Source organism: Blastocatellia bacterium (genome assembly GCA_025055075.1).
Taxonomy (GTDB): Bacteria; Acidobacteriota; Blastocatellia; order HR10; family HR10; genus HR10.
Genome location: JANWYV010000024.1, coordinates 82,696 through 102,765, shown reverse-complemented (window position 1 = coordinate 102,765; position 20,070 = coordinate 82,696). Strand labels below are relative to the sequence as shown.

Annotated in this window: 12 protein-coding genes; 2 read left to right on the top strand and 10 right to left on the bottom strand. The window is 61.1% G+C overall.

What is annotated here, in order from left to right:
• Positions 1 to 22: 22 nt before the first annotated feature.
• The 4 genes from gltB to NZ746_07030 all read right to left on the bottom strand — a co-directional run bounded on the left by gltB (position 23) and on the right by NZ746_07030 (position 9,139).
• Positions 23 to 4,636 (bottom strand): glutamate synthase large subunit, encoded by a 4,614-nt coding sequence (gene gltB, locus NZ746_07045; GenBank protein MCS6817120.1) that lies wholly within the window; start codon positions 4,634 to 4,636, stop codon positions 23 to 25.
• 22 nt (positions 4,637 to 4,658) lie between these two features.
• Positions 4,659 to 4,847 (bottom strand): hypothetical protein, encoded by a 189-nt coding sequence (locus NZ746_07040; GenBank protein MCS6817119.1) that lies wholly within the window; start codon positions 4,845 to 4,847, stop codon positions 4,659 to 4,661.
• A 412-nt stretch (positions 4,848 to 5,259) separates the two neighbouring features.
• Positions 5,260 to 8,382 carry a M36 family metallopeptidase gene (locus tag NZ746_07035; GenBank protein ID MCS6817118.1) on the bottom strand — a complete coding sequence of 1,041 codons (3,123 nt, stop codon included), beginning with the start codon at positions 8,380 to 8,382 and terminating at the stop codon, positions 5,260 to 5,262.
• Positions 8,383 to 8,503: 121 nt separating this feature from the next.
• Positions 8,504 to 9,139 carry a 2OG-Fe(II) oxygenase gene (locus NZ746_07030; GenBank protein ID MCS6817117.1) on the bottom strand — a complete coding sequence of 212 codons (636 nt, stop codon included), beginning with the start codon at positions 9,137 to 9,139 and terminating at the stop codon, positions 8,504 to 8,506.
• Positions 9,140 to 9,427: 288 nt separating this feature from the next.
• Between NZ746_07030 and NZ746_07025 the strand changes: the two genes are divergently transcribed.
• Positions 9,428 to 10,822 (top strand): D-aminoacylase, encoded by a 1,395-nt coding sequence (locus NZ746_07025; protein MCS6817116.1) that lies wholly within the window; start codon positions 9,428 to 9,430, stop codon positions 10,820 to 10,822.
• Between the two features lie 57 nt (positions 10,823 to 10,879).
• Here the strand turns inward: NZ746_07025 and NZ746_07020 are convergent, their stop codons facing one another.
• Positions 10,880 to 11,380, bottom strand: a complete 501-nt coding sequence (locus NZ746_07020) for a flavin reductase family protein (GenBank protein ID MCS6817115.1) — start codon at positions 11,378 to 11,380, stop codon at positions 10,880 to 10,882.
• 181 nt (positions 11,381 to 11,561) lie between these two features.
• On the opposite strand from NZ746_07020, the gene NZ746_07015 reads away from it, so the two are divergent.
• Positions 11,562 to 14,885 (top strand): amidohydrolase family protein, encoded by a 3,324-nt coding sequence (locus NZ746_07015; protein ID MCS6817114.1) that lies wholly within the window; start codon positions 11,562 to 11,564, stop codon positions 14,883 to 14,885.
• A 60-nt stretch (positions 14,886 to 14,945) separates the two neighbouring features.
• Here NZ746_07015 and murA read toward each other — a convergent pair whose 3' ends face one another.
• From murA to dapB, 5 genes are read right to left on the bottom strand one after another with little or no spacing between them, the layout of a single operon-like run.
• Positions 14,946 to 16,304 (bottom strand): UDP-N-acetylglucosamine 1-carboxyvinyltransferase, encoded by a 1,359-nt coding sequence (gene murA / locus NZ746_07010; protein ID MCS6817113.1) that lies wholly within the window; start codon positions 16,302 to 16,304, stop codon positions 14,946 to 14,948.
• Positions 16,292 to 17,227 carry a UDP-N-acetylmuramate dehydrogenase gene (murB, locus tag NZ746_07005; GenBank protein MCS6817112.1) on the bottom strand — a complete coding sequence of 312 codons (936 nt, stop codon included), beginning with the start codon at positions 17,225 to 17,227 and terminating at the stop codon, positions 16,292 to 16,294. Before murB ends, murA begins: the two co-directional genes overlap by 13 nt.
• A gap of 28 nt (positions 17,228 to 17,255) precedes the next feature.
• Positions 17,256 to 18,104 carry a 2,3,4,5-tetrahydropyridine-2,6-dicarboxylate N-succinyltransferase gene (locus NZ746_07000; GenBank protein MCS6817111.1) on the bottom strand — a complete coding sequence of 283 codons (849 nt, stop codon included), beginning with the start codon at positions 18,102 to 18,104 and terminating at the stop codon, positions 17,256 to 17,258.
• On the bottom strand, positions 18,073 to 19,008 hold the full coding sequence (gene dapA, locus NZ746_06995; protein MCS6817110.1) for a 4-hydroxy-tetrahydrodipicolinate synthase: 936 nt from the start codon (positions 19,006 to 19,008) through the stop codon (positions 18,073 to 18,075). The genes NZ746_07000 and dapA overlap by 32 nt, the downstream gene beginning before the upstream one ends.
• Positions 19,005 to 19,757, bottom strand: coding sequence for a 4-hydroxy-tetrahydrodipicolinate reductase (gene dapB / locus NZ746_06990; protein ID MCS6817109.1), 753 nt, complete (start codon positions 19,755 to 19,757; stop codon positions 19,005 to 19,007). The genes dapA and dapB overlap by 4 nt, the downstream gene beginning before the upstream one ends.
• Positions 19,758 to 20,070 lie beyond the last annotated feature (313 nt).

The window sequence follows — 20,070 nt, the reverse complement described above, 5'->3', positions numbered from 1 at the left end:
CGAGCGGCCGATGAGCACCGCCTCACGCGAACACGTCCTCGGAGACCTCATCCCCTCCCAACGAGGCGAACGCTTGCTCTCGCAGGGATGCTTCGATGTGCTCGTCAGCAGTCAAGGGGATGACCTTCCAAAAAAGCTCCTTCAGCTCTTCCCACCGATCGAGGATCTCCTGTGCGCGGGGGCTCGTCGTCGCGCGCAGATGCTCCTGAAGCATTCGGCGCACGAGCTCCTCATCCTCCGCTCGAAGTCGCCTCAGGTCCACCAGCTCGGGATTGCATCGCTTCGGAAGTTGTTCCCGCTCATCGAACACGAAGGCGAGCCCACCTGTCATTCCGGCGCCAAAGTTTCGTCCAACCTCACCGAGCACGAGGACGATGCCGCCCGTCATATATTCGCATCCATGATCGCCGACCCCTTCGACGACGGCGATGGCGCCGCTATTGCGGACGGCGAAACGTTCGCCTGCCCGTCCAGCGGCGAAGAGTCGCCCTCCGGTCGCCCCATAGAGGACCGTGTTTCCCATGATGACGCTCTCGTGCCAAACGTACGCGGCGTTTTCGGGCGGACGAACGATGATCTCCCCTCCGCGCATCCCCTTGCCGACGTAGTCATTGGCTTCCCCGATCAGGATCAATCGCATTCCGGGCAGGCAAAACGCGCCGAAGCTCTGTCCCGCCGATCCCCGGAACTGAAGCTCGATCTCCGTTCCGGGCAATCCAGCATCACCGTAGCGCCGCGCGATCTCTCCCGCGATACGTGCTCCGACAGCGCGATCCGTGTTCTGAATGGGAAGCCTGAGGCGAACCGTTCGCTCTCCCTCGAGAGCTGGCTTCACCTCCAATACGAGGCGCTCATCGAGCGTGCTGAGGGGATTCGTTCGAGCACCGCGCGAGGGCAGAGGCGACTCCACTCGACGGACGTTTCCGAAGTGCGCGCTCTCACGGCTGCTCCATCGGACCGGGCTACGGAGCACTTCGTCTAGGAAGAGGCGAACCTTCCGATGGAGGAGAGGAGCCATCCTTCTTGAGTCTTCGATGAGGGATGGGTCCTCGCCTTTCGTCTCGATCTCCTTCGGGATGAGGAGCTCCGTGCGCCCGATGATCTCATCCAAGCGTCGGACGCCGAGCGCGGCGAGCAGCTCTCGCACTTGCTCGGCGATGAAGAGGAGGAATCGCTCGAGATGTTCCGGACGTCCCGGGAAGCGCGCTCGCAAATCCTCGCGCTGTGAGGCGATGCCAACGGGGCACGTGTTCAGGTGGCATCGTCGCGCCATCACACACCCGAGAGCCACCAGTGCTGCTGTCCCGAACCCGAACTCATCGGCGCCGAGCAACGCCGCCACGAGGACATCGCGCCCGGTCTTCAATCCTCCGTCCACGCGCACGGAGACGCGTTCGCGAAGTCCATTGGCGCACAGCGCGCGATGCACTTCGCTCACTCCCAACTCCCATGGGATACCGGCATATTTGATCGAGCCCAACGGCGAAGCCCCTGTTCCTCCATCATGACCACTGATGTGAATGACGTCGGCACCCGCTTTGGCTACTCCCGCCGCGATCGTTCCGATCCCGGCTTCGGCGACGAGTTTCACAGCAATACGTGCCATGGGATTGACCTGGCGCAGATCATAGATGAGCTGCGCCAGATCCTCGATCGAATAGATATCGTGATGGGGCGGGGGGGAGATGAGGGTAATACCAGGGAGAGTGTGACGGATGCGGGCAATTTCTGGAGTGACTTTATGCCCGGGGAGTTGTCCCCCCTCGCCCGGTTTGGAACCTTGGGCCATCTTGATCTCCAACTCGAGGGCCGAACACAAATACTCCGGCGTGACGCCGAACCGCGCCGATGCCACTTGTTTGATGGCGCTATTGGGCCAGTCCCCATCGGGACGGGGACGATAGCGTTCCGGATCCTCTCCTCCCTCGCCGCTATTGGAGCGCGCGCCGAGCCGATTCATCGCGATGGCGATCGCTTCGTGCGCCTCGCGGCTGAGCGCCCCATGCGACATGGCCGAAGTCGAAAATCGCCGCACGATCGCCTCGATCGGCTCCACTTCCTCGATCGAGAGAGGGACGGTCGCGCGTCGGAAGTCAAGCAAATCCCGCAATGCGACAGGCGGACCTTCCTCGACGGTTCGGACGTACGCGCGAAACGCATCGCGCTCGTTCCCGCGCACGGCGCGTTGCAGCGCGCGAATGACCCCCGGATGGAACGCATGATATTCACCCCGCTGACGAAAGCGATAGAAGCCATGATCTTCTAGCCGCGGTGTCGCTGTTCGAAAGGCCGCGTCATGAAGACGAAGGACGTCCTCCGCCACACCTTCGTAGCTTATCCCCCCGATGCGCGAGGGCGTCCCCGCAAAACATTCGTCCACGAGATCGCGCGCCAGCCCAATTGCCTCGAAAACTTGGGCGCCGTGATAACTGAGCAGCGTCGAGATGCCCATCTTCGACGTGATCTTCAAGAGTCCCTTCTCGAGGGCGCGAACATAGTTCTGTAATGCTTCGATCGGATCCGCTCCTCGCTCGCGCGCCATCGCTCGCACTGTCTCCATGGCGAGAGAGGGATAAACGGCGCTCGCCCCATAGCCGAGTAAACACGCGAAATGATGATCCTCGCGCGGTTCGTCCGTCTCCGCGATCAGGCTCGCGCGTAACCGGAGCCCACATCGGATCAGATGGTGATGCACGGCGCCGATAGCCAGAAGCATCGGGATCGGTGCCCGCGCGGCATCCACCGCACGATCGCTGAGGAGCAAAAGGCTCGCTCCCTCGCGCACGGCGCGCTCGGCGTCCGCGCATAAATTCCTGACCGCAGACCGGAGCCCGGATGGACCATCCGAGATCGGAAAGACAGCCTCGAGGCGCTGCCATCGTCCATCGTATTGGCGAAGTACCCAGGCAAGGCCCTCATCGTCCAAAATCGGACTCCGCAACTTGACCAACCGACAGGCCTCTGGAGACTCTTCCAACCAGGGACCACGCGCGCCAAGGAGCATCGAGAGTGACATCACCAACCGTTCGCGGAGCGGATCGATCGGCGGATTCGTCACCTGAGCGAATCGTTGCCGGAAGTAGGTGTAGAGCGATCGCGGTCTCTCCGAGAACACCGAGAGCGGTGTATCGTCGCCCATGGACCCCGTCGGCTCTTTTCCCTCGGAGATCATCGGCCCAAGGAGAAAGTCCAGGTCCTCGATTGTGTATCCGAAGGCCCGTTGCCGACGCACGAGCGCTTGGGTTCCTGGCGCGTCCTCATAGGCCGACGACGGCCCGCAGTTCCCTTCGCTCGGTCCCTTCACCAAATACGTCCGAATCCATCGGGCATATGGGCGGCGAGTGGCTATTGCCCGCTTGATCTCTTCATCGCGCAGAAGCTCTCTCCGCACCGTATCCACAGCGAGCATCGTCCCCGGCCCCAAACGTCCTTTCTCCACAATACGGTCTTCCCGAAGAGGCAACACGCCCACCTCCGACGCCACCAAGACGAGCCCATCATCGGTCACCACATATCGGGCTGGACGCAGACCATTGCGATCCAAAGCCGCTCCGACGATCCGCCCATCGCTGAAGCAAAGCGCAGCCGGTCCATCCCACGGTTCCATCAAGCATTCGTGATACTCGTAAAACGCTCGCACGTCCTCATCCAGATCGGGGATCCCCTCATAGGCCTCCGGCACGAGCATCATCATCGCATGCAGCAGGGATCGCCCTGAGAGCACCAGCAACTCCAAAACATTGTCCAAATTCGCCGAATCGCTTCCCTCCTCCCACAGGATTGGCAAGAGTTCCTCTGCCTCCTCCCCCCAGAGCGATTCTCGAAGATGCGCTTCCCGCGCCCGCATCCAATTCCGATTCCCCTGAAGCGTATTGATCTCCCCATTGTGCGCGAGCATGCGAAAGGGCTGAGCGAGCGCCCAACGGGGAAGCGTGTTCGTACTATATCGCTGGTGAAAGATCGCAAACGCGGTCTTGAACGACCGATTCTGAAGGTCGGGATAGAATCGGCCGAGCTGCGAGGAAACCATGAGCCCCTTGTAGACGATCGTGCGATGTGAGAGCGAGACGATGTAGGTCGAGAGCGACAGCTCTCGCATGCGTCGCTCGATGTGCTTGCGAATGAGATATAACTCGCGCTCGAAGCGCTCTCCGGAACACGGCTCCTCGCCGCTGGAGATCAAGAATTGCTCGATCGTCGGACATTCTGCCGCGGCGCTCTCTCCGAGGACGGCGCGCACGACGGGTACCGGACGCCACCCGATCCATCGCACAGGCAATCGCCCCGGCCGACAGGCCCATTTGTTCACCACCGTTTCGATGACCCTCCGCGCCTCCACCAAAGCCGCCGATTCCGCAGGGAGGAACGCCATACCGACAGCCAACTTCTCCGTGTGACAGAGGCGCGCTCCCCGCCGCGCGGCCTCGCGTCGGAAAAAGCTCTGCGGCAACTGAAAGAGCACACCCGCTCCATCCCCAGTCTCCGCATCCGCCGAGACTGCTCCACGATGCTGAAGGCGCGAAAGCGCCTCGAGCGCCCACGGCAAAATCTCATGTCGAGTTGTTCCCCTCAGATCCGCCACAAATCCCACGCCGCACGCATCGCGCTCGCCCTCTCTCCACTCCGACCACTCCATCTATTTCTCCCTCTCGCTTGGCCTAAGCAATCCTTTCCCTGAGATTCACGCAGAGCGATTCTGGGAGCAGCGAGACAATGACATCGTACTCCCGCGCATCTTTGATGAACCGCCGGATCTCTCGAAGTAAGAACTCGCGAAACTCCTGCCCCGAGCCATAGCGCTCCCACTGTTCCAACAGGAATTGCATGATCTGTTCATGTTCTTTCATCTTCAAGCCTCCCTTCGGTGATCTCCCACTGCTTTTGAGCAAGCTCTATGCCAAAAGAGGGGCATGATCAGAGCCCAACTATTCCATTGAAAAAGAGCGACTTAAGTTTTTAAGCCGAGGGAGCGAGCCCTTACATTCGGACAATTTCGTTCCTATCGGCAGAACTGAAACGGAAATGTTCCATCAGCGCTCTCTATCATCGGCGTCTCATCCTTCAATCAGGTCAGCTCAAGGAAGAAAATCTACATTTTTGTGGCAACTCTTCTCGCTCTAGGACAGATTTGATCAGGAGACATTGGTAGAGAAAGGGAATCTCCTCTGCGTGAGAAGCCTAGGGCTCAGCGTGCTTCACTCCCACACGAGGTCGCCACGACCCGGTCCGTGTGCATCAGCGTCGGATGAAGGTAAAGATTCACCTCGCATGAAGGACGACCCGCACGTTGTCTATGTACCATCCTTCGCCAGTATTCGTATTGCGGTCGAGCGTGTCGAAGTAGAATTGAATCCGGATGGTCCGACCGGCGAATTCGGAGAGATTGATGCGCCGGCGCTCGAAGATGGACTCGACAAAGGGAGATCGCGTGGGGGTGTTATTGATGACAAAAGCTTTTTGTACGACCGTCCCGGAAGCTGTGTCCACGATTCGAATGAAGCCGCAATCGAACGGTGTGCGCCCGTCCGCGCGCCGGAAGAAGTGATCGAATTCGAGAACCAGGGCGCTTGATCCGGAGAGCGCAGGGAGCGTGAGAGGAGGAGAGGTAAGCGTGCCGAAATTAGGCCCGCCCGTTTCATAATCGCCCGTCGACTCTTGGCCATAGTACCAAGCGATCGCCCCTCCCGAGCCGCTCCGTCGCGCCGAACGATGCCACAGCCCCGTCGCGGCCCATCCCCTTTCTCCGGATTCCATATCATCCTCGAAGAGGATCGCTTTCACAGGTGGGAGAGGATCAGACGGTGTATCGAAGGCTTCGAAGACGAGCGTATCGTTGCCATCTTTCGTCTCGGCCGAGAATCCCATCCCCCGTGCGGCGAAGACCCGCCAGATCGTCGAGAGATGAGCGCCATTGGCATTCACCTTATCGGCCAGCAAAATCGCATCGCGCGCTTCGAGCATCGAGGGCGTAGGAGGCGTGAACTTCAGCCCATCGGTGATCAGTTGCTCGAAATATGCTCTTCCTAGCGCTGTGCGGAGATCCCAAAGGGTGGAGGCCCAGATCTCGCCATCCGTATGAACCTGGGCGTAGAAAATGGGCCCTTGTCCGACTGTGACGTCGGAGGGCGGCACGTATAAACGGCGATTTCCGAAATCTCCATAGGTGAGTGGGCTCCGGTCATAGCGAACCGTCCGAATTCCACGATCGCGCTCTCTCGCCTCATACTCCCCTATTACGGGGTCATTGGTTATGCTCGCCGCATAGGCATCGCTCCATCCCTCGCCAAGGGCTCCGCTCTGGAATCCTGCTAATGCGGCGACATTGTGGGGTCCTCCAACGAGCCGATTGGTCAACCCGTGAACGTATTCGTGATAAATGACATCCGCATCCAGACTCGGATCCACTTGCCGGAAATTGGGAGGAGTGAAGAGGAAATACCGCGTGACCGGCGGGAACCCATCTTCCGGCGTGCCGAAATTCGCATTGTTCGTCCCCGCCGCTTGAACGAAACCGATCACGGGATCATTCCCTAACCCTCCGCGACCGAAGTTCTCCACCTGAAAATTCCCGGCGGCTTCATTGAAACCGAGCCGATAGAGGTAATCGTGCATGAAGTTGAGATGATAGAAGAGATTCGTCGCGGCCATCTCGAGTTCGACCGATGGGAAGAACTCGAAAAGCCCTTCGCTCGTGCCTCGAAGGGGCGTCTGAAGCTCACTGAAATCGACGAAGCGCACGCTCATCTCACCCATTCCCCGAGAGAGCCCCACGAGGCCGTCTCGCAAGCTCACGCCGTTATAACTCATCTCGATGGTTCCGTCCGAAGCCAGCGTCAACTGGCAGGTATTTGCATTCGCGGCACCTAGTTCAGGGACTCCCATCCATGTGATCACCACCTGGGGCGTAGGCGGACCAACGACTTTCACAAAGAGTGCCCCGGAAGATCGCAAGTCTAAATCATCCCATAAGCACGCGATGCGCGGGAGTCCGAAAGCCAAGGTCTCCGCCGACTCCGTCGGCGAAGCGCTCGGGCCTGTGAACGTCACATTCCCATTGGCGTTCACATACACAGCCCGATAGACGGTCCCGAAAAACGGGAAGCCGAATCCCAGCTCGAGAAGGAGAGAACCGTCATTGCGATTCTCGCTACGCCCGATTCTCAGGGACGACGTCATGTTGATTCCAAGCGCTTGATCGAAACGGAAGGGGGCGAGGCTCACATCGTATCCCCCCTTGGCATTCGGCGCGAATCGGAGAGTCTTTCGATCCAAATCGAAGACGCTCGCGCCAACTCGCTCATACTGATTCAAGAAGGGGAAGAGGAATTGCCGCTCCGAACTCACCGGAGCTGGGAGGACGAAAGCATTGTTCCCCGCGGTACGCGCGTTCGGAGGGGGGAACACCCATGTGGTGGGCGAAGCCAGAGGATCTCCGATGAAGGACTTCAGCACCTGCGGTCCCACGTCGGGATTCACTTCGAAGACCAACCCTTGTGGCTGGTCGAAAACATAGAGATTCTGGCGATAGAGCACTTCTCCCGTGTGGGCGTCGAGTACGAGGTCATACCATGCTGAGCGTTCCGGCAAATGCAGGCGAATGCGCCAACCGAGCCGCGCGCGATCGTAGGCCGGGAAAATCACCAGCCGCGCCGAAATGTCCTCCGCCATGTCTCCTCGATCGAAGAGTGTGAAGCGATCTCGGCGAGTGCTCGCGTGCTTTATACGCGGAGAGAACTCAAGGTCTGGGAACGACACCCGCACGGCCCGCACGACGGCCTCGGACGCTGTGAGGATTGGGTCCAAACGCGGAGGGATAAGGTGGGGGAAATACCGCCCATTGATGGAGACCAAGCGACCATCGGAAAGGAGATTCACACGAAGATCGCTGTGCAAGACCTCGAGCCCATCGAGGGATTGCTGAAAGGCGAGGTGCACGACGCCATTGTGCGGCGTGCGATAATTTCGCGCGACGCGAAGGCTCGTGATCTCCGCCGGCGTGAGTCCGAAGAGGTCAGCATTGTTCCGAAGGAACGTCAAAGCCACCTCAACAGGATCCCCAGATTGAGGGGGAGTGAGCAAGCGCGTGAGATGAAAGAGGTGGCGCACGCCGCCGGTCAGGGGATCGAAGCGGATCGTCAGGTCGCGACCGATCCGCTCGCGCAGTCGTTCAAGAGCAGTTTGTTGTGCGAGTGTCGGTTCCCTCACGACCGCCTGAAATTGCCGAATATCGAATCCCCAATGAGGAAAGCGCAAGGCGCTCATCCTGACTGCTTCGTCCACTGCTCCGGCGGGAGAAGACGATTGCGGAAGACTCATCGTCAACAGCAGAAGAGCGCCGATCATTGAGATTCGAATCACCGCTGACGTCCCTTTCTTCCTCATGGCACTTTCCTCCCGACGCATCGAGACCTTCGCGAAGTGCTGGAGCGTGTAGTGTATTTCAGCTCCGGAAGGAGCATCAAGAGACAAGGGCTTTTCGACCGGACGCTCCACCAGCAGAGGATCAGACGCTCCGCGAGAGTCTGAATTCTCGAGGGCGGCGACGGAGCCACCCCGTCACGCTGAAACGCTCCCGCCGAGTCGGCAATACCTCGTGTTCCACGGCATCGCTGCGCAGGAGGACGAATGTACCGGCGCGTGGCATGACATCACAAACTATTCCTCCGGGATCGTAAATCCGCAGCGCGCCGCCATCAGTTTCGTTCCACGTCGCGTTCAGATAAAGGATGCAGGAGATGACCCGTTCGTCGGCGGTGAGGAATCGGTCTCGATGGCGCCCGTAGAAGGCTCCCGGTGGGAAGACGGCGTAGTGGACTTCGAACTCCACAAGACCGAGGAACAACGCCTCGTTGAGGGCCTCCCGCAAGCGCTCGATCTCGGATCGGTAGGCGCGTTGAATGGGTGTCGGCGCGCGCTCGTCCCACCAGAAGATCAAGTCGCCGCGGACGTCTTGGCGAATTTGGTATCCCGCGCCGCGCCCGATGCCGGCCGGTCGGAATCTCCCCTGATGCCACAAGTGATGGGCTTCTTCGGCCAGTCCGCGGACGATCCACGAGGGCATGAAGTCTCGCGCGATGGCCCAACCGCGCTCGGCCAGTTGATCGAGCAAAGAAGAGAGCGGCGCTTCCGACGTTCTCATAGCGATCCGATCGGCGACGCTCAAATTATAACGCGCGAGAGATCAGTCGAGGGCGGATTCCCTTCGGCCTTCTCCCTGCGTACCTTGACAACGACGCGCCGGGATTTATAGGCTTCGCTTCCGCAGATGAAGCAGTGGCCGAGGAGAACGCGATGGCGTGATGATCGCTGGCGATGGGGGATCGCCGCGCTGTTTCTCGGCATTGCGCTTTGGCCTTCCCTTCATTCCTTCCCACGCCCTTCATCACCGTTGCCTTCCGAACCGACTGCCTGGACGATCGTCGGCGCGATGGTCGTCGACGGAAGCGGTCGGCCTCGTTTTCGCGCCAACGTTCGCATCGTCGGAGATCGCATTGTTCGGATCGGACGATTCGCCCCTGATCCGGGCGATCGCGTGCTGCGCGCGACGAATCTGATTCTCGCGCCGGGCTTCATTGATCTTCACAACCATTCGGATCGAGGATTGGATGCGGAGCCGACGGCGGCGAGCCAGATCGCCCAGGGGATCACGACGGTCGTCCTCGGTTTAGATGGTAGCTCACCCTGGCCTATCGCTTCATATCTTCAAAAGCGTCGGGAGCAGCCGGCGGCTGTCAACGTCGCGCTTCTCGTCGGGCACGCGACCGTACGCCAGCTCGTCATGGGGCGCGACACGAACCGTCCGGCTTCCGACGCCGAGATCGCGGAGATGGCGCAACTGGTCGAGCGAGGCTTGCAGGAGGGAGCTTTCGGTCTTTCCACTGGGCTTGAATATGACGTCGGATATGCGAGCACGACGGAAGAGATCATCGCCTTGGCGCGTGTCGCGGCCCGTTATGGAGGGCTCTACGTGACTCATATTCGCGACGAAGGCGATCGCATGCTCGAAGCGCTCGAAGAAGCTCTTCGCATCGGCCGAGAGGCGAACCTCCCGGTTCACATCTCTCACATCAAGTTGGCGACCGTGAGCGTGTGGGGGAAAGCGCGTGAAGTCGTCGCGCGGATCGAGCGCGCGCGTCGCCAAGGCGTGGATATCACAGCCGATGCGTATCCCTACGAGGCGTGGGCTTCAACGATCACCGTTCTCGTGCCGAGCCGCCGCCACGACGATCCTCAAGCGGTTGCCAAAGGTATCGAAGATGTCGGCGGAGCGGATCGCGTGCTCGTCACGACGTGCCCCGCTCATCCCGAATATGAGGGGAAGACGCTGCAAGAGATCGCACGAGAGCGCGGCACAACTCCGGTTCAGGTCTACATGGAGATCGTCCGCGGCGGAGGAGCGAGTGTCGTCTGTCGGTCCATGCAGGAGTCCGATCTTCGCGTCTTCTATCGTCAACCATGGGTCATGGTTGCCAGTGATGGGGGCATCGGCATGCGTCATCCGCGCGGAGCTGGAGCGTTCCCCCGTGTCCTCGCTCGCTACGTGCGCGAGCAACGGTTGCTCACGCTCGAAGAAGCCATTCGGAAGATGACGCATTTACCTGCGGCTCGCCTGCGTCTGAGAGATCGCGGGCTCATTCGCGAAGGCTTCGCAGCCGACCTCGTCCTCTTCGATCCTCGACGCGTTCAAGATCGCTCGACTTTTCGCGAGCCGCATCTCATGCCCGTAGGGATAGAGTATGTTTTCGTCAACGGCCGACTCGTGTGGGAGCGCGACCGTCCGACCGGCGAGCGCCCTGGCCGCGTGCTCACGCCGCCGCGATGATCAGCGGATGAGGCCCCGTGAAGCCCGCAGAGCGTGCACCAGGACCGTTTGGCGTGCTCACCCGCCGTAGAAGATATTTGGACCGAGGTCCTTCAACCACAAGATGGCTTCATCTGGCCGTCCCTCGGGCTCGCGTCGAACACCGGCCTCGACGACTTCCCCGATGACCACGGCATGATCGCCTCGCTCGACGACTTCGGCGACCCGACACTCGGCGAAGGCTGGCGCAACGCGCAGCAGTGGACTTCCCGTCACTCCCGCTTCATACTTGTAGCCTCCGATCTGCCGCTCGTCGCTTTCGACCGGTTTGAAGAACGCATAGGCGACCGCCCCTTGGTCTTTTCCGAGGAAATTCAGCGCAAAGGCTCCGGAGGAGCGGATCACTCCATAGATTCGCGACTCTCTCTTCACGGCGACGACCACAAGAGGCGGCTCGAAAGAGGCCTGCGTCACCCAATTGACCGTGGCTGCCGCCATTCCTTCTGATGACCGCGCCGTCAAAACGTATAGCCCATAGGGGATCATGCGCAGTGCCGTCTTCTTCGCTTTCTCGTCCATCCTCGCCTCCTCGAAGGAGCATCACGAAGGCGTTCGATCTTATCAAATCAAAAGCGCTCGTGGAAGGGAAATAACGCGCCTCCTCCTCGACACGGCGCGTTGACTCTTTCGCCGCGACTTGATAAGGTGATGCCGAAATCGGCATGGGAGAGGAATCATCTATCATGAGGGAGGGATCGTGATGACGCCAGCGATTCGCCGAATTCGCACCGCGGTTTCTCTCCTCCTCGTGGTGATCGCGGCTTCGCTGCCCAGCTTCCGCGCGTCGGGTCAAGAGCCGAAGCCGGAGTCCAAAGGAGAGGAGAAGAAGGAGGAGCTGCCGCTCAAACCAACCGAGAAGATCGAGTTCACGACGGATGAGGGGACGTGGATGTCGCTCGATGTCTCTCCCGACGGTCAGACGATCGTCTTTGATCTTCTGGGCGACATCTACGCCTTGCCGATCACTGGCGGAGAAGCGAAACGCCTTCTCGGTGGGATGTCCTTCGAGAGTCAGCCGAAGTTCTCCCCCGATGGAAAGAAGATCGTCTTCCTCAGCGATCGTAGCGGCGCCGAGAACGTTTGGGTGGCGAACGCCGATGGTTCCGATCCGAAGCCGGTGACGAAAGGACGCCATCAGATGTTCGTCTCGCCGACGTGGACGCCGGATGGCCAATATATCGTCGTCTCTCGTTCGACCGATCCGATCGGGACGTTCTCCCTGTGGATGTACCACATCGAGGGAGGAACGGGCGTTCAAGTCGGTCCGCCGGATCCCCCCTTGCCCGAACCGGGATCGCCAGAGCCAGCGCGTCCGCGTCAGAACAAAATGGGTGCTGTCGTCTCGCCCGATGGGCGATACATCTACTACTCCGTGCGCACGGGAGCGTTCACCTACAATGCCATGTTCCCCCTTTGGCAAGTCGCGCGCTTCGATCGCGAGACGGGAGAGACGACGACCATCACCAACGCGCAAGGGAGCGCCATGCGCCCTGTCCTTTCGCCCGATGGGAAGAAGCTCGTCTACGCCACGCGTTATGAGACCGGAACGGGTCTGCGGGTTCGCGATCTCGAGACGGGTGAAGAACGATGGTTGATTTACCCCGTCACCCGCGACGATCAGGAATCGCGCGCCACGCGCGATACGATGCCCGGCTATGCGTTCTTGCCCGATGGGCGTGCGCTCATCGTCCCGATCGAGGGGAAGATCTGGCGCGTGGACTTCGAAACGGGGCGACGCACGTTGATCCCCTTCACGGCCAAGGTCGAAGTGGAGATCGGTCCGCGCGTCTATTTCCAATATCGCGTGGACGACGGCCCGAAGGTGCGCGCGCGGTTGATTCGCTGGCCGTCGCTCTCTCCCGATGGCCGACGATTGGCTTTCAGCGCGTTCAACAAGGTTTGGGTCATGGAGTGGCCTTCGGGAACGCCTCGACGTCTGACGAATGCGTCGGTCGGGGAATTCATGCCGACTTGGTCGCCTGACGGCCGATACATCGCGTATGTGACGTGGTCCCCGGAGGGCGGACATATCTTTCGGGCAGCGGCTGACGGGAGTTCGCCACCGGAGCAATTGACCCGTCGTCCGGCCTATTACTCTTCCCCCGTCTATTCGCCCGATGGTTCCAAGATCGTCTTCATCTCCGGCCCGACGCATCAACACCTATACGCCGCGCTTGAAGAGCCTCACGCGCGGTCTCGGCTGGATCTCCTCCCCGATGAGACGCGGGCCGCAGAGATCACGGGCATCTCGCCCGGCATCGGGCTCGACTTACGATGGATCCCCGCCGAAGGCGGAGAATCCACACTCATTGGGCCGACGCAAGGCGGGACGTCGCCTCACTTCGCCCGCGAACCCGATCGCATTTACTTGACGACTTCGCGGGGACTGGTCTCGCTGCGACTCGATGGACTGGACCGACGCACCCACTTCCGCGTGCGGGGCTCCGCCCCCGGTCCCTTCCCCCCCGATGCCGATGAGATTCGCCTCTCTCCCGATGGAGAGCGCGCGTTCATCAGCCTGCAGAATAAGCTCTATGTGATCCCCGTGCCGAAAGCCGGGCGTGAAACGATCACCATCACGATCACTCCGGACGGACAATCGGCCGTACCCGTCAAGCGAGTGTCTCTCGAAGGTGGCGAGTCGCTCGCCTGGTCCGCCGATGGGAAGGCTTTGCTGTGGTCCTGGGGAGCGAAATTCTATCGGCAGGATCTCTCAGCCGAGAAGCTGGAAGTGACCGAGATCGTCGTCGAAGTCCCGCGCGCGCGACCGAGCGGCACGATCGTCTTGAGCGGCGCGCGGCTCATCACCATGCGCGGCGATGAAGTCATCGAACGCGGTGACATCGTCATCACGGGGAATCGCATCGCGGCCATCGGTCCGAAAGGTCGCGTGCCCATCCCGGCTGGCGCTCGCGTTCTCGACGTGACCGGCAAGACGATCATCCCCGGATTCGTGGACGTTCACGCCCACATGTGGCCGCCGCGCGGCGTGCATCAAACGCAGGTCTGGCAATATCTGGCCAATCTCGCCTATGGCGTCACGACCACACGCGATCCGCAGAGCGGGACGCCTGACGTCTTCGCGTATGCCGATTTGGTCGAAGCGGGAGAGATCCTCGGGCCGCGCATCTTCTCCACTGGTCCGGGCGTCTTCTCGCGCTCGGGACTCGACGATCTAGAGGCGACGCGCGCGTTCCTCAAACGCTACAAGGAAGCCTATCAGTCGAACACGCTGAAACAATATGTCGCCGGCGATCGGATTGTGCGGCAGTGGATCGCCATCGCCTGTCGGGAACTCGGGATCACGCCGACGACCGAGGGCGCGCTCGACATGAAGCTCGACCTCACGCAGATGATAGACGGCTTCTCCGGACAGGAGCACGCCCTTCCCATCCAACCGCTGTACAAAGACGTCATCGAGTTCGTCGCGCGCACGAAGACCTTCTACACGCCCACGATCTTGGTGGCTTACGGCGCTCCGTTCACGGAGAACTACTACTTTGCGTCCGAAGATGTGCACGGGAATCCGAAGCTGCGCCGTTTCATCCCTCACGAGATTTTGGATACGATGGTCCGACGTCGGCGCCAGTGGTTCTTGGCGGAGGAGTACGGTCACACGGGGATCGCGCGCGCTTGCGCAGCCATCGTCCGTGCAGGGGGACGAGTTTGTCTCGGAAGCCACGGACAGCTTCAGGGGCTCGGCGCGCATTGGGAGCTGTGGAGCATCGCCTCGGGAGGCCTGTCTCCTCACGAAGCGCTGAAGGTCGCTACGATCTTCGGCGCAGAAGCCATCGGCCTGCACCAAGACCTCGGTTCCCTGGAAGTCGGGAAGCTCGCTGATCTCATCGTGCTCGATAAGAATCCGCTCGCGGATATTCGCCACACGATCAGCATCCGATACGTGATGAAGAACGGATTCCTCTTCGATGGCGACACGCTCGATCAAATCTGGCCGACGCCGAAGGCGCTGGAGCGGCAATATTGGTGGGGGAGCGATCCTCCCGCGGCCCCGACGAGCCAATGACCGAGGGACCAATGACCGCAGAAGGGGCCGAGCGATGAGGGCATTCGATGATCGGATCGCTCATCGCTCGGCGAGATCGCTTTGAAGCGTTTCTTCTTCCACTCGCTCGATCTCCGCGCCCAGGGAACGCAACGCGACATCTAGCCGATCATATCCGCGTTCCAAGTGCTCGATTCCTTCTACGACGCTCTCGCCCTGCGCGGCCAGGGCGGCGATGACGAGCGCGGCCCCTCCGCGAATATCCGCGGCGCTCACCCGCGCCGAACGAAGCGGCGTCGGGCCGAAGATCCGAATGGCGTGGAAGAATTCGGGACGATCATCGTCGAGATTGAAGTTGTACACGGTCTCGGGATCCTCCAGGGGCGGATTGAAAAATTCAATGCGCGCCCCCATGCGTTGCAACTCCCGCGCGTAGTGGAATCGGTTCTCGAAGACGGTCTCGTGGATGACGCTTGTCCCATCGGCTTGCGTGAGCACCGGAGCGATGAGCGGTTGCCAATCGGTCATGAATCCGGGATGAGGCGCCGTCCGAATGACGACCGGACGCAACGGACCTCGAGACCAGACTCGCCAGGTCGTCCCGCGCAGTCGCGATCCCGCTCCCATCTCCTCCAGGACCTCGAGGAAGGCTCGCACATCCGCCGGGCGCACGTCTTCGATCTCGACCTCTCCTCGGGTTGCGAGGGCCGCGCAGGCGAAGGTGACGGCCTCGTTGCGATCGGGCATCACGCGATGGCGAGCGCCGTGCAATTGAGAGACCCCTTCAATGCGAATCGTCCGCTCGTCCGTGCGACAGATGCGCGCCCCCATCGCGTTCAGGAACGCGATGAGGTCGTCCACCTCGGGCTCCTGCGCGGCGTTCTCTAAGAGCGTTTCGCCCCGAGCGCAAACGGCTGCCAAGAGCAAGGCCTCCGTCCCCGTGTGCGTGTTCTTCGGGAAGCGATAATGCGCGCCACGCAGTCGCGTCCCGCGCACCAGAAGGCGCTCGCCGCCTTCCTGCACATGCGCACCCAGCGCTTCGAGTCCGGCGAGCACTCGATCCAGAGGCCGTCGGCCGATGCGATCCCCTCCGGGTCGAGGAACGCTGGCTTCCCCGAATCGCACCATCAACGGCACCATCAGCAGCGGCGAGGCTCGCGTCCGCTCCAGCGGATCCGCCGACACATGCGCCTCTGCCAGTGAACGCGGATCAATGACCCATGTCGTCGGGGCCACGCGCATCGCGCGCCCACCGAGCGCTTCGATCGCGCGCGCTACCACGCGCACGTCTTCGACGTCGGGAACGTTCTCCAGGACGCTGGGACCATCAGCCAGCAGCGCAGCGATCATCGCCTTGAAGGCTGTGTTCTTCGCTCCGCCCACGCGCACGCGCCCGATGAGCGACCGCCCGCCGCGAATCCGCCATCTCACACGTCCCATACGCCCACGTAGCGAATCTCCTCTTCGAGGAGGATGCCGAAGCGTTCGTACACGGCCACCTTCGCGCGCTCGATCAAGGCGCGAATCTCGCGCGCCGTCGCCCCTCCCACGTTAAGGATGAAGTTGGCGTGCTGCTCGGAGATCTTCGCACCGCCCAGGCGATATCCCTTCAATCCGCACGCCTCGATGAGCCGACCGGCATAATCTCCCGGAGGATTCTTGAAGACGGAGCCCGCGCTCGGTCCGGAAGGTTGATGCTTTCTCGCCTCGAGCATGCACCGCATCTTCGCCTCGATGCTCGAACGCGACGCACGATAGCCTTTCAGCCGCGCTGCTAGAATTACCTCGCTTGTTCGCTGAAACCGACTCCGGCGATAGCCGAAATCAAGTTGCGCCCGAGGCCAGACGACCACATCGTTCCGCTCATCCAAAACCTCCACCTCGCGCACGCGTTCGCCGATCCATTCCTCTCGCGTTCCGGCATTCCCGACGATCGCGCCCCCGAGCGTCCCCGGGATGCCGATGAGGAATTCGAAGCCGCCGATTTCAGCCTCGCCTGCCCGACGCGCCAATGCCACGAGATTCACCCCCGATTCGGCCCAGATCTCCTCCCCGCAAATCTCAATGCTCTCAGCTCGATTCAGGATGACGAGTCCGCGGACTCCGGCGTCAGCGACGAGGACATTGGCTCCGTATCCGAGGATCGTCACCGGCAAATTCGCTTCTCGGGCTGCGCTAGCGGCCGCGATCAAGTCTGCGCGCGTGCGCGCGATGAAGAACCACTCCGCCGGTCCTCCGACGCGCCAATTCACATATGGAGCCAGGGGCTCCTGAGATCGCAGTCGTCCTGATCCCAACCGCGCTTCGAAAGCGCGTGCGAATTCGCACGCGGCTGCGCGCGCCATGTCACCGTCTTGCTTCATCCTCCCTTCGGTCGATGAGAGCACGGGTTCAGCTCATGCGCAGGATCTCCTCCAGCGCCGTGCGCCAATCCGTTCGCTCATCGCGATATTTCACGATGACGGGCGTCGCGACCGCGAGTCCGTGTGCCCGGGCAAAATCTCCTGGAACCAAGCGCGCGCCTGGGACAACGACGGCGCCTTCTGGGATGACGAGCGGTTCCTCAGGCGTACCTCGATAGATGCGCTCGTGGACGAGATCGTATACGGGCGTTGATCCCGTTAAAATCACTCCAGCTCCCAAGACAGCGCGCCGTTTGACGATCGTCCCTTCGAAGACACCACATTGGCTGCCCACCAACACGTCATCCTCGATGACGACCGGCCATGCCCCGGGAGGCTCCAAGACTCCTCCAATTTGCGCCCCCGCGCTCACGTGCACGCGCTTGCCAATCTGCGCGCACGATCCAATCAAGACATGCGAATCCACCATCGTGCCCTCATCCACATATGCGCCGACGTTGATGTACGACGGCGGCATGATGACGACGCCGGAGGCAACATAGGCGCCGTCGCGAATCGCCGTCCCCCCGGGCACAATGCGAACGCCATGCCGCACGCCATCGAGCCCCTTTAGCGGATATGTGTCCTTGTCGGAGAATCGAAATTGCTCGTTGATCGAGTAGTCGGTGAGCGCGCCGATTCGGAATCCGAGCAAAATCCCCTTCTTCACCCACGCGTTCACGATCCACCGCCCGGCGGATGGCTCGGCCGCCCGAATCTGTCCTTCGTTGAGCCGTCGTTTGAACTCTTCGAAGACGGGGCGACCGCGCTCCCGCGCTTCTTCAAGAGGCGCGTCGAAGAGCCGTTCAATCTCGGCCTTGAGTTGCGACAGTTCCATGATGCGCTCCCGTCGGGATCAGATTGAGATCCGCGAGGATTGCCCTCAGCCGCTCGCGAGTCTCCGCCTGAGGCGGGACCAGCGGCAACCGATAATTTTCCTCGATCAAGCCCATCATCGCCAGGGCCGCTTTGACCGGGATCGGATTCGTCTCCAAGAAATTCCCGCGCATGAGCGGCAACAACCGAGAGTGCAGAGCCCGAGCGCGCGCGAAGTCTCCAGCCAAGGCCGCCGTCACTAACTCGCGCATCTCAGCCGGAGCTTCATTGGCGACGACCGAAATCACTCCATCCCCGCCGAGCGCGAGAATAGGCAGCGTCCATGCATCGTCCCCAGAGAGGACGAGAAATCCCGAGGGACGCACGCGCAGCAGCTCCATGATGTGCTCCAGATTGCCGGAGGCTTCCTTGATGCCGATGATGTTCGGGACTTCGGCCAAACGGAGCACGGTCTTCACCTCCAGATGACATCCCGTTCGCCCCGGGACGTTGTAGAGGATCACGGGAAGGCGCACGGCTTCCGCGATCGCTCGGAAATGCCGATATAACCCTTCCTGGGTCGGCCGATTGTAGTATGGGGTGACCGAGAGGATCGCATCAGCGCCTGCCTGCTCCGCGGCGCGCGCTAAGGTGATGGCTTCCTCGGTCGAGTTCGTCCCCGCACCGGCGATCACCGGCACGTGCTCTCGGACGCGCTCGACGACGCGGCGAATGATCTCGCGCTGCTCTTCTGGACGAAGCGTAGCGCTCTCACCCGTCGTCCCGCAGGGGACGATCCCATCCGTCCCCGCCGCGAGCTGAAAGTCCACGAGCGCTTCCAAGCGCTCATAATCCACTTGCCCATTGGGCCGAAACGGCGTGACCAACGCGACGAAGCATCCTCGAAAACGGCTCCTCCCATTCATACGTCCCCTCCTTGCAAGAGATGATCCAGGACCTCTTCAAAGGAAAAAACTCCGCGATGCTCTTTCGCGAACTGAGCGGCCCAAAGCGCCCCCACGGCGAACGCTCGCCGATGTCGAACTCTGTGGATGATCTCCAGGGTCTCAAAGGGGGCATCGAATCCCACCAAATGCGTCCCCGGATGCGATCCGGAGCGAATCGAGGCGACGCTGATTCCGTGTTGGGGAATGCGTTCCTCGAGTTGCGTGACCAGATGCGTCTTCCGCTCCAATTGTTTGAGCAGGATCTGCCCCAACCGCAGCGCTGTGCCGCTCGGATGATCGGCCTTCCACCGGTGATGCCATTCGACGACATACGGATCGAAATCTGGGAACTTTCGAAGCAACTGCGCGCCATACTCCACCAGGCGGAAGAGCAGATTCACGCCCAGGCAGAAGTTCGGCCCGTAGACGAATCCAATTCCCGCACGTTCAATCAAGGGCCGCACCTCGCCCAACCGATCGTACCACCCCGTCGTGCCAACGACCATCGACGTGCCAACCTCAACAACCCGCCGAATATTGATCAGGACCGCCTCTGGCGTGGAGAAGTCCACGCAGACATCCACCCCACGCAGGGCCTCCTCGGTCAACCCCTGTCCATCTGGATTCGTGCGCGAGGTGAAGATGGGACCGACTTCGATGCCTGCTTCGCGCGCTGCTCGCTCCACCTCTCGTCCCATCCGACCGTATCCGATCAACGCGATGCGCACTGGTCGCCTCCTCGAAATCGCCGAAAATAAAAAACCCCTCGAAACCGAGGGTTCCGAGGGGCCCGATCCTGCGTCGGCCTGAACGGAGCTAGATCAGCTCCTCAGGCCACGGAGGATCGAGCCCCATGCGCTTGACTCGCTTGAGTGTGATGTCTTCGAGAGACCAATACCGCCACGCGGAGCGCACTAATCCTTCGAACACCTGCGAGCGCTCATCAATTGTCCATCGTTTGTCCCGCCCTGTCGCTCCCATGGCGGAAAAGGAAGTAGCACATCGGCGCCGCTTCGTCAAGCCTTTTCTCTCGCGAGGTAT